Genomic DNA, 13475 nt, shown 5'->3' on the forward strand with positions numbered 1-13475 from the left:
ATGACCGGGCGACTGCCTTGTCGAGTGGCCTGCCTGGAGGTTCGGATGTCGTTCGTCTTCGCGACGCCCGAATACCTGGCTGCGGCGGCGTCCGACCTGGCGAACATCGGTTCGACGATCAGCTCCGCCAACGTGGCCGCGTTGGGCCCTACGTCCGGGGTGCTGGCCGCCGGCGCCGACGAGGTGTCGGCGAGCATAGCCGCGCTTTTCGGCGCCCATGCGGAGATCTATCAGGCGCTCAGCGCCCAGGCGGCGCTGTTCCACCAGGAGTTCGTCAACCTCATGAGCAGCGGCGGGGTGGAATATGCGCTCGCCGAGGCCACCAACGCATCGCCGCTGCAGACCGTCGAGCAGGGTGCGGTGAGCGCGCTCAGCGCCCCCGCCCAGGCGGCGGGGGTGGCCATCCAGGCCGCCACCGGCGCCACCGGGTCCCCGGCGGCGGCCGCCGCCAGTGTCGGACCCGGCGCGTTCAGTGCCGGGGGCAGCGGCGCGGCCGGACAGCTGATCAGCAGCGTCGGCGCCGATCCCGCCGCCGCGGCCGCCGGCACCGGGGGATCGTTCAGTCCCGGCGGGGCCGGCCTCACGGGCAGCCTGGTCGCGGGCCAAAACTTCGGCGCTACCCCCGCGGCGGCGGGTGGAAGCGGCGCGCTGGCCGAGTCCGGCAGTGCCGTCGAGGCCGCCGCCGCCGAAGACCTCGGCATCGGCGAGGCAACCGCGGCCGCCCCGCCCATCACCCCGCTGGCGGGCCTGCCGACGACGGCATCCGCCGCCCCCGCCGCGGCCGCGCGACCCGGCACGCCGGCGTACTCTCCCGCACCCGCCGGGGCGTCCGAGCCCGCCGAGGAGTGACGGGCGCTCGCTTTGCGAGCGGGGCGCTGGCGACAGCGTTAATCTGACACGGACTTCCCAGCGAGACGAGGAGAGACACGTGTTGGCGCGCTGCCTGAAGGCACAGTTGATCGTTTTGCTGTGCGGCGGCCTGGTCGGGCCGATCTTTTTGGTCGTCTACTTCACCATCGGTTTCGATGACCTGCTGGCGTGGATGCTCTACGTCGGCCTGCTGATCACCATCGCCGACGTGGTGATCGCGATCGCGCTGGCCAACTTCGGGGCGAAGTCGTCCGCCAAGAACGCGGAGCTCGAGCAGAGCGGCGTGCTGGCGCTCGCCCAGATCACCGGGCTCACCGAGACGGGGACGTGGATCAACAATCAGCAAGTGGTGAAGGTGCACCTGCACATCTCCGGGCCGGGGTTCCTGCCGTTCGACAGCGAGGACCGCGTCATCGCCCACCTCACCCGGCTCGGCAACCTCAACGCCCGCAAGGTGGTGGTGCTGGTCAACCCCACCACCCAGGAATACCGGATCGACTGGGAGCGAAGCTCTTTGGTCAACGGGCTGGTGCCCGCGCAATTCACCGTGGCCGAGGACAACCGGACCTACGACCTCAGCGGGCAGGCCGGCCCGCTGATGGAGATCCTGCAGATCCTCAAGGCCAACAACGTTCCGGTCAACGGCATGGTCGACATTCGGTCCAACCCGGCGCTGCGCCAGCAGATCCAGGCGGTGGTGCGCCGTGCCGCCGCGCAACAGGCTCCGGCACCCCAGCCCGCGGCGGGTGGCGGTCCCGCGCCCGCCGGCGCGCCCCCGCAACCGTCGATCGCCCAGCGGCTCCAGGAGCTGGAGACGCTGCGCGCCAGCGGCGCCCTGACCGACCAGGAGTACAACAGCCGGCGGGCCCAGATCATCTCCGAAATCTGAACCCGAGCCGCATTAGAACACGTTTCAGTTCCGCTGCTAGCCTGTCTTCGTGGCTGCACAGGTTGGATCACTGCAAGGACGGGTAGCGTTCGTTACCGGCGCCGCCCGGGCGCAGGGACGGTCGCACGCGGTGCGGCTCGCCCGGGAAGGCGCGGACATCATCGCGCTCGACATCTGCGCGCGGGCTTCGGACACCCTGACCTACACGCCGGCGACGCCCGAGGACCTCAGCGAGACCGTCCACCTGGTCGAAGCCGAGGGCCGCAAGGTGCTGGCCCGTGAGGTCGACATCCGGGACGACGCCGCGCTGCGTCAGCTCGTCGCCGACGGCGTCGAACAGTTCGGGCGGCTCGACGTCCTGGTCGCCAACGCCGGGGTGCTCGGCTGGGGCCGCGTCTGGGAACTCACCGACGAGCAGTGGGACACCGTGATCGGGATCAACCTGACCGGCACCTGGCGCACCCTGCGCGCGGCGATTCCCGCGATGATCGAGGCGGGCAACGGCGGCTCGATCGTCGTCGTCAGCTCGTCGGCGGGCCTGAAGGCCACGCCCGGCAACGGCCATTACGCCGCCAGCAAATTCGGGCTCACCGGCCTGACCAACACCCTGGCGATCGAACTCGGCGAATACGGCATCCGGGTCAACTCCATCCACCCCTACTCGGTCGAAACCCCGATGATCGAGCCCGAGGCGATGATGGAAATCTTTGCCAAGCACCCCCGTTACGTGCACAGCTTCCCGCCAATGCCGATGCAGTACAAGGGATTCATGACTCCCGACGAGGTGTCCGACGTCGTCGTCTGGTTGGCCGGTGACGGCTCGGGCACACTGTCGGGCACGCAGGTCCCCGTCGACAAGGGCGCCTTGAAGTACTGACCGGCGATCGTGGTATGAACTCCACGTGACCAGTAGCGAAGGCGTCCAGCACATCGTCATCGTCGGCGGTGGGCTAGCCGCCGCCCGGACCGCCGAGCAACTGCGCCGGTCCGAATACGCCGGCCGCATCACCATCGTCAGCGACGAGGCACACCTGCCCTACGACCGCCCGCCGCTGTCCAAAGAGGTGCTGCGCAAGGAGGTCGACGACGTCGCTCTCAAACCGCGCGAGTGGTACGACGAGAAGGACATCACGCTGCGGCTGGGTTCGGCGGCCACCGCGCTCGACACCGCCAAGCAGACGGTGACGCTGGCCGACGGGACCGCGCTCGGCTACGACGAGCTCGTCATCGCCACCGGGCTGGTGCCGCGGCGCATCCCGGCGTTCCCGGACCTCGACGGCATCCGGGTGCTGCGCTCGTTCGACGAGAGCATGGCGTTGCGCGAGCACGCCTCCGCCGCGCAGCGCGCCGTCGTCGTCGGCGCCGGATTCATCGGCTGCGAGGTGGCGGCCAGCCTGCGCAGCCTCGGGGTGGACGTGGTGCTGGTCGAACCGCAGCCGACGCCGCTGGCGGCGATACTCGGCGAGCAGATCGGACATTTGGTGGCGCGGCTGCACCGCGACGAAGGCGTCGACGTCCGCCTCGGACTGGGGGTGGCGGAGGTGCGCGGCCAGGGGCATGTCGACACCGTGGTGCTCACCGACGGCACGGAGCTGGCGGCCGACCTGGTCGTGGTCGGGATCGGATCGCGCCCGGCGACCGAGTGGCTCGAGGGCAGCGGCGTCGACGTCGACAACGGCGTCATCTGCGACGAGGCCGGCCACACCAGCGCGCCGAATGTCTGGGCGCTCGGTGACGTCGCCTCCTGGCGCGACACGACGGGACACCAAGCGCGCGTGGAACATTGGAGCAACGTCGCCGACCAGGCCCGGGTGGTGGTACCCGCGATGCTCGGACAGGACGTGCCGTCGGCCGTGGTGGTGCCGTACTTCTGGAGCGACCAGTACGACGTCAAGATCCAGTGCCTGGGCGAGCCCGAGGCCACCGACACCGTGCACCTCGTCGAGGACGACGGGCGCAAGTTCCTGGCCTACTACGAGCGCGACGGGGTGCTGGTCGGCGTGGTCGGCGGCGGGATGCCCGGCAAGGTCATGAAGGTCCGCGCCAAGATCGCCGCCGCCGCACCCATCGCCGAGGTGCTGGGCTGACGCTTCCCAAGGTGGCGATACTCGACGACTACGCCGGCGTGGCGTTTGACCTCGCCGACTGGTCGCCGGTCCGGACCCGTTGCGAGGTAACGGTTTTCGACCGGCACCTATCCGAGGCGCAGGCCGCCGAGGCGTTGCGGCCCTTCGACGTGATCTGCACCATGCGCGAGCGCATGGCGCTGCCGCGCACGCTCATCGAGCGGCTGCCGAACCTCAAGCTGATCACCATCGTCGGGCGGAGCCTGCCGAACCTGGACACGGCCGCGGCCACCGAGCGCGGCGTCCTGGTCGCCCACTCGGACTTCGCCAACCCCCGATTCTCCGCGGTTCGCGACGCGACCCCGGAACTGGCCTGGGGGCTGTTGATCGCGACGGTGCGCAATCTGGCCGAAGAGCATCGGCGGATGCGCGACGGGGGATGGCAGGCGAGCACCGGGATGACGTTGTCCGGCAAGACTCTTGGGCTGCTCGGCCTGGGCCGGACGGGCAAGCGCATGGCCGAGTACGCGAAAGCCTTTGGCATGCCGGTCCTTGCGTGGAGCCAGAATCTGACCGACGAGGCCGCCGCGGCGGCCGGCGCGCGCCGGGTCGAGAAGGCGGCCCTGTTCGCCGAATCCGACGTGGTGTCGATCCACCTGGTGCTCTCCGAGCGCACCCGCGGGCTGGTCGGCCAACCGGAGCTGGCCCTCATGAGGCCGCACGCCTACCTGATCAACACCTCGCGCGGGCCGATCGTGGACGAGGCCGCGCTGATCGACGCGCTGCGGACGGGCCGCATCGCGGGGGCCGGGCTCGACGTCTACGACGCCGAACCGCCGCCGCCCGACCATCCGCTACGGGCGCTGGCGAACGTGACGCTGTCTCCCCACCTGGGCTACGTCACCCGCGAAATGCTCGGCGCCTTCTACGAAGACACCGTCGAGGCCGTCGCCGCCTGGCTGGACGGGGCGCCCGTCCGGATCGCCAACCCCGAGGCTCAGAACTCGCCGAGGTAGAAGCGGGCGCCCTGATCGTCGGCGCATTCGGCGGTCACGCCGTACGGCTGGCGGGCCGGCTCCGCGAGCACCGTGCCACCGGCCTCGCGCACGCGCGCGACGGCCGCGTCGATGTCCGGCACCGTCCACATCGGCACCGTCGTCGGACTGGCGCTGCCCCCGGCCGCGCCGGCCATCGGGTGGGTGCCCACCACCTGCCAGCCGTCGGCCACCCGGCCGGGCTCGAAGGTCCACCCCAGCACCGCGCCGTAGAAGTCGCGGAAACCCGCGGAATCGGGCACCTGGTAGGTGACGTACGACAGCTCGCCGGGCCCGGACCCGTTGAGCTCCGGGCGCTTTCGCCCGGGCGCCGGTTCGAACACCGCGAACGCGGCCCCGTGCGGGTCGGTGGCGTCGAGCAACACTCCGTAGTCGGTCTGGCGCACTTCGCCCGCGGCACCGCCCGCCTCGGTTATCGCCGCCCGGGCGGCGTGCACGTCGGCGACGGCGTAGCAGCAGAACAGGGTGGGCGGCCCGGGTTGCGCCGAAATGCCGGTCGGCAGATCGGTGTTGGTGACCCGGTGCGATGCGGGATCGTACGTCCAGCCCAGGACGTGGCCGTAGAAGGCGGCCGCGCGATCGGCGTCGGGGCACCACACCGAGACGTATCCGATGTCGCCGTGCCGGATGCCCGCCGCGGGCCCGGACATCATCCAGCGATGCCCGAACGGGTCGATCACGGTCGCGTTGCGGCTGCCGTAGCTTTCGTACGTCTCGCGCTGGACGGTGGCGCCGTGTTCCCGCGCCGTGCGCAGGGCGGCGTCGGTGTCGCCGACGCGCAGCATCAGGCTCACCGAAACCCCGTCGGGCGCGGGGGCCTTGAGCCCGAGTTCCGGATACTCGTCGGCCAGGTACAGCACCCCGTCCCCGATCGCGATCTCCGCGTGCCCGATCCGGCCGTCGTCCATCACGATCGGCTCGCCGACCACGACGGCGCCGAACGCGTCGGCGTACCAGGCGATCGCCGCGCGAGCGTTCGCGACGCTCAGGTAGGGCAGCGCAGCCGGGCGCGGGGCGTCGCGATCCGCGGACGGCTCGGTCAGTTCGGACAGGGCGGTGGCGGTGCCGCTCATGACAACTCCTTCCGGTAGGGAAATTGCGGATTCCAGCCGGCGGCGCAGCCGCGCGGCGAAGTCCGGATCTGGTTGCACCGGAAGGTCATCGGCGCGCAGCACGTCCAGCGGGTCCGAGCTCATGGCGTGCCTCCTTCCGGATACTGCCGTTTGAAGGCCCGGCGGGCCCGGACCAGGAGCGCCTCGGTGGCGTGCACGGTGCGTCCCATCAGCTCGGCGCACTCGCCGACCGAGCAGTCGTCCATGTAGCGCAGCACCAGCACGGCGCGGTGCGGCTCGGCCAGCCGGGACAGCACCGCTTCGGCGACCAGGCGATCCAGCTCGGCGTCCCAGTCGTCGACCGGGTCCGCGGGCTCGGGCGGATCGGCCACCGGCACGGTCAGCCGGTGCTGACCGCGCCGGTAGTGGTCGGCCAGCTTGTGGCGTGCCACGCCGAGCAGCCACGGGATCGACACCGGCGGCGGGTCGCTCTTGCGCGCGGCGTCCATGGCCGCGAGAAACGTCTCCGACGTCAGGTCCTCCGCCGTCACCCGATCACCGCAGCGGCGGACGAAGTACCCGTACACCACGGGCAACGCCTCGTCGTACAGCTCGAGCAACGCGCGGCGAGCGTCGGATTGAGAATCCGCTTCGGCGCTCACACCTATATCGTCGCCGCGGCGGCCCGAACTCCGACGGGCTGGGGAAAAAAAATTACTGCCAGATCACCGGCGGCCCGTGCGGATGGCACTCGGCGAGGACCGCGAACTCCCCACCGGGCCAGCTGCGGGCCCGCACCAGAAACCGGATCGGTGCGCCGGGCCCGTCGCGGGCCGGCTCCAGCGTCAGGTGCGCGAACGGGGACCCCGCGTCGGCCCGCATGCCGAGCGCCTCGATCCCGTCGCGGACCGCGGCGCGCTCTTCGTCGGACAGGTACTGCCAGGTGATCGAATGCCACAGCACGGTCAGCGCTCCGGCGGCGAGGGTCATCCCGGCGACCGCCTCGGCCGCCGTCCGGCGCTCGAGGCGCGCCGGGACGTTCCGGGCGACGGCGATGGCGCCGCGCAGCCGGCGCAACCGGTCGTCCTGGTCGGGCCAGACATAGCTCAACGCGGTCACTTCCCCCTCGGCGCCGGTGACATCAATGGGCGCGATGTCGTAGCCGTTTCGCTCGACGACGCGCAGCACCCCGTCGGGCGGCAGCGTGCCGCGCCACGCGTCGTCGATGGTGACCGGCGAGTCCGGCGGTCCCCACCGGCCTGCGTTGTGGCGGTAGTGGTAATGGTCGGCGCGCATGTTCAGCCCCGCGCTCGACCCGATCTCGAAAAGCCTTATCGGCAAGTCCAATCCGCGGTTGAGCAGCAGCAGGCCGCCGATCAGCGCGGCGGATCGGCCCACCTCGTTGGTCTGCGGCGGCTGATGAAGGGCGGCGCGCAACGGGTCGGCGTTCCGCGCCGCGGTGCGCAGGATCTCGGGCCACGCGTGCGCCGCATCCCAGCGGCCGCCGGTGCTGGGATACCAGCGGCGCAACTGCGGCGCCCGGCCGTCGAGCACCAACCGGTGCAGCCCGCCGAGCAGCCGAAGCGGCATCGCGTGGCGCGAGGGTGCGTCCTCGTGGCCGGACAGGATGGTCGCGAAGACGCCGCCCGCTTCGACGTCGCCGGCCACCAGCTCGAAGAGCTCCCCGTACATCGGGGAGCCGGAGCCCGCGCAGAACCGGCCCTGGGAGCGCAGCATGTGCAGCAGGTGCTCGGTGCCCCCGCTCATCGGTCCAGCCTTTCCAGCCCGGCCCCGACGACGTCGAACGCGTTGCCGAGCGCGGTCGGCAGCGGCACGGATTCGTCGGAGAGCCAGTGCTCGTAGGCGCTCAGCGCCACCCCGAGCATCGTCCAGGCGACGGTCTGCGGCAGCGGGTCGGTCGTCTTGACGCCCAACCGATGGGCCACGAAGCCGGCCATCACCTCGCGCCAGCCTGCATACATCGTCATCGAATAGGCCTGCAGCTCCGCGGTTTCCAGGATGACGCGCATGCGCTGCCGGTGCCGGACCGTTTCGCACTCGTCGAAGGTGTTGAACGCCAACAGGGCCCCGCGCAGCGCCTCGTCGAGGGGCACCCGAGGGTCGACGTTGTCGAGCAGCTCCCGCAGGTGCGCCAGGTGGGCGTCGAAGTCGCCCCACAGGATCGCGTTCTTGGATGCGTAATAGCGAAACACCGTGCGGCGGGCGATGCCGGCCGCGTGCGCCACGTCGTCGACGCTCACCTCGGCGAACCCCCGGGCGGCGAACAGGTCGAGGGCGACGTCGGTGATGTGCCCCGGTGTCGTCGAACGGCGTCGGCCCACCCGCGGCTGCGGCATGTTCGGACCCGCCCTTCCATTGCGGCACTCGATGCCATATTGTGTCCAGAACGATCCATCCTTGTCGAGTCCCAACGGGAGGAAAAGTTTCATGGAGCACGAAACCGAGACCGAGACCGAGCTCGTCACCGAGACCCTCGTCGAAGAGGTGTCCATCGACGGGATGTGCGGGGTCTACTGATCCGCGTGTTCGACCCCGATCGCGGGTGGCGGTTGCATCCGCAGGTGGCGGTTCGGCCGGAGCCGTTCGGCGCGCTGCTCTACCACTTCGGCACCCGCAAGCTGTCCTTTCTGAAGAACCGCACCATCCTCACGGTGGTGCGGTCGCTGGCCGACCATCCCGATGTCCGGTCGGCCTGCCGCGCCGCGGGCGTGGACGACTCGGGGCAGGGGCCCTACCTGCACGCGCTGGGCGTGCTGGCGGAGTCAAAGATGTTGGAACCTCAGGAGACCCGATGACGGTGACCGTTCCGCGGCTGATCGAGCAGTTCGAGCGCGGGCTGGACGCCCCGATCTGCCTGACGTGGGAGCTGACGTACGCGTGCAATCTGGCCTGCGTGCACTGCCTCTCGTCGTCGGGCAAGCGCGATCCACGCGAGCTGTCCACGCGCCAGTGCATGGACATCATCGACGAGCTGGAACGCATGCAGGTGTTCTACGTCAACATCGGCGGCGGCGAGCCCACGGTGCGGCCCGATTTCTGGGAGCTGGTCGACTACGCGACCGCGCACCACGTCGGCGTGAAGTTCTCGACCAACGGGGTACGGATCACCCCGGAGGTCGCGGCGCGCCTGGCGGCCAGTGACTACGTCGACGTCCAGATCTCGCTCGACGGCGCCACCGCCGAGGTCAACGACGCGGTCCGCGGCGCCGGCTCGTTCGCGATGGCGGTGCGGGCGCTGGAGAATCTCGCCGCCGCCGGCTTCAAGGATGCCAAGATCTCCGTGGTCGTGACCCGGCACAACGTCGACCAGCTCGACGAATTCGCCGCGCTGGCAAGCCGTTACGGCGCCACGCTGCGTATCACCCGCCTGCGCCCGTCGGGCCGGGGCGCGGACGTCTGGGAAGACCTGCACCCCACCGCCGCCCAGCAGGTTCAGCTCTACGACTGGCTGGTGGCCAAGGGGGAGCGGGTGCTCACCGGCGACTCCTTCTTCCACCTCGCACCGCTCGGCTCCTCCGGCGCGCTGGCCGGTCTGAACATGTGCGGCGCCGGCCGGGTCGTGTGCCTGATCGATCCGGTGGGCGACGTCTACGCCTGCCCGTTCGCCATCCACGACCGCTTCCTGGCCGGAAACGTCCTGTCCGACGGGGGATTTGACAACGTCTGGAAGAACGCACCGCTGTTTCGCGAGCTCCGCGAACCGCAGTCGGCGGGCGCGTGCGGCAGCTGCGGGCACTACGACAGCTGCCGGGGCGGATGCATGGCGGCCAAGTTCTTCACCGGCCTGCCGATGGACGGGCCCGACCCCGAATGCGTCCAGGGGCACAGCGAGCAGGCGCTGGCGCGCGACCGCAGCACGCCGAGGCCCCGCGCCGACCACTCGCGGGGCCGGCCGATCAGCGAACCGGTGCCGCTCACGCTGTCGATGCGACCGCCGGCGCGGCTCTGCAACGAAAGCCCCGTATAACCGTGGCCGACCAATGGTTCGAAACGGTCGCCATCGCACAGCAGCGCGCGAAGCGGCGGTTGCCGAAATCCGTTTATTCGGCGCTGCTTGCGGGCAGCGAAAAGGGAATCACGGTCGCAGGCAACGTCGAAGCATTTGGTGAACTCGGATTCGCGCCCCACGTCGTCGGCGCGCCGGAAAAGCGCGACCAATCGACTACCGTTATGGGACAGGATATTTCGTTGCCGGTGGTAATTTCGCCGACGGGCGTCCAGGCGGTCGATCCGGATGGCGAGGTGGCCGTCGCGCGGGCGGCCGCGGCGCGGGGAACGGCGATGGGGCTGTCCGCTTTCGCAAGCAAACCGATCGAAGAGGTCATCGCCGCCAACCCCAAACTGTTCTTCCAGGTGTACTGGCTCGGCGGGCGCGACGCCATCGCCGAGCGCGTGGAGCGCGCGCGCCAGGCCGGTGCGGTCGGCTTGATCGTCACCACCGACTGGTCGTTCTCGCACGGGCGTGACTGGGGCAGTCCCAAGATCCCCGAGGAGATGAACCTGCGGACCATCCTGCGGCAGTCTCCGGAGGCGGTCTTCAAGCCCCGCTGGTTGTGGAAGTACGGCAAGACGCTGCGCCCGCCGAACCTCAGGGTGCCCAACCAGGCTCGCCGCGGCGAGCCCGGTCCGCCGTTCTTCGCCGCCTACGGGGAGTGGATGGGCACCCCGCCGCCGACCTGGGACGACATCGCCTGGCTGCGCGAGCTGTGGGGCGGGCCGTTCATGCTCAAGGGCGTGATGCGCGTCGACGACGCCAAAAGGGCTGTGGATGCTGGTGTTTCGGCCATCTCGGTGTCGAATCACGGCGGCAACAACCTGGACGGCACGCCGGCGTCGATCCGCGCCCTGCCCGCGGTGGCCGCCGCGGTCGGGGACCAGGTCGAGGTGCTGCTCGACGGAGGCATCCGCCGCGGCAGCGACGTCGTCAAGGCGGTGGCGCTCGGGGCGCGCGCGGTGATGATCGGCCGGGCCTACCTGTGGGGCCTCGCCGCCGGCGGCCAGGCCGGCGTGGAGAACGTCCTCGACATCTTGCGTGGGGGCATCGACTCGGCGCTGATGGGTCTGGGGCGCTCCTCGGTTCACGACCTCAGCCCGGACGACCTCTTGGTGCCGGCCGGCTTCACCCGGGCGCTCGGGGTGCCGCCGGCCTAAATCGGGGCACGTCGGGCCTTTTTCCCAGGATTGAGCATGACCCGTTTTCACCAGCAGCGCGAAATGGTCCTCTAGCGTGAATCGACGGCGGCGAAAATTGTGGTGCTCGCGAGGCAACCGTGACGAACGAGCCCTCAAATTCGACCGCTTGGTGAACAGCCCAGAAAAAAAATATTTTGTAGGGTCAACAATTGGTGCACGCCAGGTGAATTCGTCCTACCATCAGCCAGTGCCCGTACTCGGCGAATTAGCAACGATGGCGTCGAGCCAGCTATTCGGCACCTCGCCGTCATTAATGGTCCCGCTCGGGTCGACCGAACAACACGGTCCGCACCTCCCGCTGGACACCGATACCCGGATCGCGACGGCGGTCGCCCGTGGGGTCAGGGCCCGCCTGGAGCAGGCCTGGCTGGTGGCCCCGGCCATCGCCTACGGGGCCAGCGGCGAGCACCAGGACTTCGCCGGAACGATCTCGATCGGCACCGAAGCCCTGACGGCGCTGCTGGTGGAGTACGGCAGGTCAGCGGCCTGCTGGGCCCCGCGGCTCGTCTTCGTCAACGGCCACGGCGGCAACGTCGGCGCGTTGCGCGGCGCGGTGAGCACGCTGCGCGCCGAGGGCCGGGACGCCGCATGGTGCCCCTGCGTTGCCGCCGGCGGCGACGCCCACGCCGGCCATACCGAAACATCGGTGTTGCTCCATATCTCGCCGGCCGACGTGCTGACCGACCGGTGGCTCACCGGCAACCGGGCGCCGTTGGGCGACTTGCTCCCCTCCATGCGCCGCGGGGGCGTCGCGGCGGTCAGCCCGGTCGGGGTGTTGGGCGACCCGACCACCGCGACGGCCGCCGAGGGCAAGCGCATCTTCGCCGAGATGGTCGACGACTGTGTCCGTCGGGTCGCCCGGTGGTCGCCCGGGCCCGACGGGATGCTGGAGCGGAGCACATGACGGCGACCCGGTTGCCGGACGGGTTCGCCGTCCAGGTCGATCGCCGCGTGCGCGTGCTCGGCGACGGTTCCGCCCTGCTGGGCGGCTCACCGACGCGCCTGCTGAAGCTCGCCCCCGCCGCCCAGAGCATGCTCTCCGACGGCCGGCTGAAGGTTCGCGACGACGTCAGCGCCCAGCTGGCCCGCACCCTGTTGGACGCCACGGTGGCGCACCCCCGGCCGGCGGGCGGCCCGTCGCACCGCGACGTGACCGTGGTTATCCCGGTGCGGGACAACGTGTCCGGGGTGCGGCGCCTGGTCAGCTGCCTGCGCGGGTTGCGCGTCATCGTGGTCGACGACGGTTCGTCCCCGCCGATCGGGCCGGAAGACTTCATCGGCGCGCACTGCGACGTCGAGGTCCTGCGCCACTCCCATAGCAAGGGTCCCTCGGCGGCGCGCAACACCGGGCTGGCGGCCTGCACGACCGACTTCGTCGCGTTTCTGGATTCCGACGTCACGCCGCGCCGGGGCTGGCTGGAGGCCCTGCTCGGCCACTTCTGTGATCCGACCGTCGCCCTGGTCGCGCCGCGCATCGTCGGTCTGTCGCACAGCGAGAACGTGGTGGCGCGCTACGAGGCGGTGCACTCGTCCCTGGACCTGGGGGAGCGCGAAGCCCCGGTACTGCCCCACAGCACGGTGTCCTACGTTCCCAGCGCGGCGATCATCTGCCGCCGCTCGGCCATCCGCGGCGTCGGCGGGTTCGACGAGACGATGCAGTCCGGCGAGGACGTCGACCTGTGCTGGCGGCTGATCGAAGCCGGCGCCCGGCTCCGATACGAGCCGATCGCGCAGGTGGCCCACGATCACCGCACCGAGCTGCGGGATTGGCTCGCGCGCAAGGCCTTTTACGGCGGCTCGGCGGCTCCGCTGTCCGTGCGTCACCCGGACAAGACGGCCCCGGTGGTGATCTCCGGCTGGGCGCTGATGGCCTGGATCCTCGTGGCTCTGGGGACCAGCCTCAGCCAGCTCGCCTCGATCGCCGTCGCGGTGCTGACGGGCCGGCGGATCGCCAAGGCGATGCGCGGCGCCGAGACCTCGCTCGTGGACGTCCTCACGATCGCGACCCGCGGCCTGTGGTCGGCGGCGCTGCAGCTGGCGTCGGCCCTGTGCCGGCACTACTGGCCGCTGGCCTTGGTCGCGGCCATCCTGTCGCGCCACTGCAGACGGGTCGTGCTGGTGGCCGCCGTGATGGACGGCGTGGTGGACTGGCTGCGCCGCCGGGACGCCACCGGCGACGAGGCCGAACCCATCGGGCTGCTGACCTACGTATTGCTCAAGCGGGTCGACGACCTGGCCTACGGCCTCGGGCTGTGGTGGGGTGTGGCGCGCGAACGCAACGTGCGGGCGCTCAAGCCGCAGATCCGCACATAGCGGTTTCGAAGCCCCC

At 70.6% G+C, this 13475-nt stretch carries 15 protein-coding genes; 11 read left to right on the forward strand and 4 right to left on the reverse strand.

Going from position 1 to position 13475, the window contains the following annotated elements; translation table 11 throughout:
- Positions 1-45 precede the first annotated feature (45 nt).
- From A5655_RS29280 to A5655_RS19790, 5 genes are all read left to right on the forward strand, one after another.
- Positions 46-849 carry a PE family protein gene (locus tag A5655_RS29280; RefSeq protein WP_067012883.1) on the forward strand — a complete coding sequence of 268 codons (804 nt, stop codon included), beginning with the start codon at positions 46-48 and terminating at the stop codon, positions 847-849.
- Positions 850-928: 79 nt separating this feature from the next.
- Positions 929-1759, forward strand: a complete 831-nt coding sequence (locus tag A5655_RS19775; RefSeq protein WP_067012885.1) for an SHOCT domain-containing protein — start codon at positions 929-931, stop codon at positions 1757-1759.
- Positions 1760-1808: 49 nt separating this feature from the next.
- Entirely contained in the window at positions 1809-2636 is an 828-nt protein-coding gene (locus A5655_RS19780; protein WP_067012887.1) for a mycofactocin-coupled SDR family oxidoreductase, read from the forward strand.
- A gap of 25 nt (positions 2637-2661) precedes the next feature.
- Positions 2662-3846 (forward strand): NAD(P)/FAD-dependent oxidoreductase, encoded by a 1185-nt coding sequence (locus tag A5655_RS19785; protein ID WP_067012889.1) that lies wholly within the window; start codon positions 2662-2664, stop codon positions 3844-3846.
- Complete coding sequence (locus tag A5655_RS19790) at positions 3843-4841, forward strand: D-2-hydroxyacid dehydrogenase family protein (RefSeq protein WP_067012965.1); 999 nt, start codon at positions 3843-3845, stop codon at positions 4839-4841. Before A5655_RS19785 ends, A5655_RS19790 begins: the two co-directional genes overlap by 4 nt.
- Here the strand turns inward: A5655_RS19790 and A5655_RS19795 are convergent.
- The 4 genes from A5655_RS19795 to mftR are packed head-to-tail and all read right to left on the reverse strand — an operon-like array spanning position 4823 to position 8289.
- Positions 4823-6076, reverse strand: coding sequence for a VOC family protein (locus A5655_RS19795; protein WP_067012890.1), 1254 nt, complete (start codon positions 6074-6076; stop codon positions 4823-4825). The two genes, A5655_RS19790 and A5655_RS19795, sit on opposite strands and share 19 nt — an antisense overlap.
- Positions 6073-6594 (reverse strand): RNA polymerase sigma factor, encoded by a 522-nt coding sequence (locus A5655_RS19800; RefSeq protein ID WP_067012892.1) that lies wholly within the window; start codon positions 6592-6594, stop codon positions 6073-6075. The genes A5655_RS19795 and A5655_RS19800 overlap by 4 nt, the downstream gene beginning before the upstream one ends.
- Positions 6595-6646: 52 nt before the next feature.
- Positions 6647-7699 (reverse strand): DUF2332 domain-containing protein, encoded by a 1053-nt coding sequence (locus A5655_RS19805; protein WP_067012898.1) that lies wholly within the window; start codon positions 7697-7699, stop codon positions 6647-6649.
- Positions 7696-8289, reverse strand: coding sequence for a mycofactocin system transcriptional regulator (gene mftR, locus A5655_RS19810; protein ID WP_067012901.1), 594 nt, complete (start codon positions 8287-8289; stop codon positions 7696-7698). Before mftR ends, A5655_RS19805 begins: the two co-directional genes overlap by 4 nt.
- A 91-nt stretch (positions 8290-8380) precedes the next feature.
- On the opposite strand from mftR, the gene mftA reads away from it, so the two are divergent.
- The 6 genes from mftA (at position 8381) to mftF (ending at position 13459) form a co-directional block, all read left to right on the forward strand.
- Positions 8381-8470, forward strand: coding sequence for a mycofactocin precursor MftA (gene mftA / locus A5655_RS19815; protein WP_067012903.1), 90 nt, complete (start codon positions 8381-8383; stop codon positions 8468-8470).
- A gap of 5 nt (positions 8471-8475) precedes the next feature.
- A complete protein-coding gene (gene mftB, locus A5655_RS19820; RefSeq protein WP_231999207.1) occupies positions 8476-8748 on the forward strand; it encodes a mycofactocin biosynthesis chaperone MftB in 273 nt (90 codons plus the stop codon).
- Positions 8745-9920 carry a mycofactocin radical SAM maturase gene (mftC, locus tag A5655_RS19825; protein WP_067012907.1) on the forward strand — a complete coding sequence of 392 codons (1176 nt, stop codon included), beginning with the start codon at positions 8745-8747 and terminating at the stop codon, positions 9918-9920. Before mftB ends, mftC begins: the two co-directional genes overlap by 4 nt.
- Before the next feature lie 2 nt (positions 9921-9922).
- Positions 9923-11104: a pre-mycofactocin synthase MftD gene (gene mftD / locus A5655_RS19830; protein WP_067012909.1), complete on the forward strand. Its 1182-nt coding sequence runs from the start codon at positions 9923-9925 to the stop codon at positions 11102-11104.
- A 205-nt stretch (positions 11105-11309) separates the two neighbouring features.
- Positions 11310-12050, forward strand: a complete 741-nt coding sequence (gene mftE, locus A5655_RS19835) for a mycofactocin biosynthesis peptidyl-dipeptidase MftE (RefSeq protein ID WP_067012911.1) — start codon at positions 11310-11312, stop codon at positions 12048-12050.
- Entirely contained in the window at positions 12047-13459 is a 1413-nt protein-coding gene (mftF, locus tag A5655_RS19840) for a mycofactocin biosynthesis glycosyltransferase MftF (RefSeq protein WP_067012913.1), read from the forward strand. The genes mftE and mftF overlap by 4 nt, the downstream gene beginning before the upstream one ends.
- Positions 13460-13475: the final 16 nt, after the last annotated feature.

This window comes from Mycobacterium sp. 1081908.1, assembly GCF_001673535.1.
GTDB lineage: Bacteria > Actinomycetota > Actinomycetes > Mycobacteriales > Mycobacteriaceae > Mycobacterium.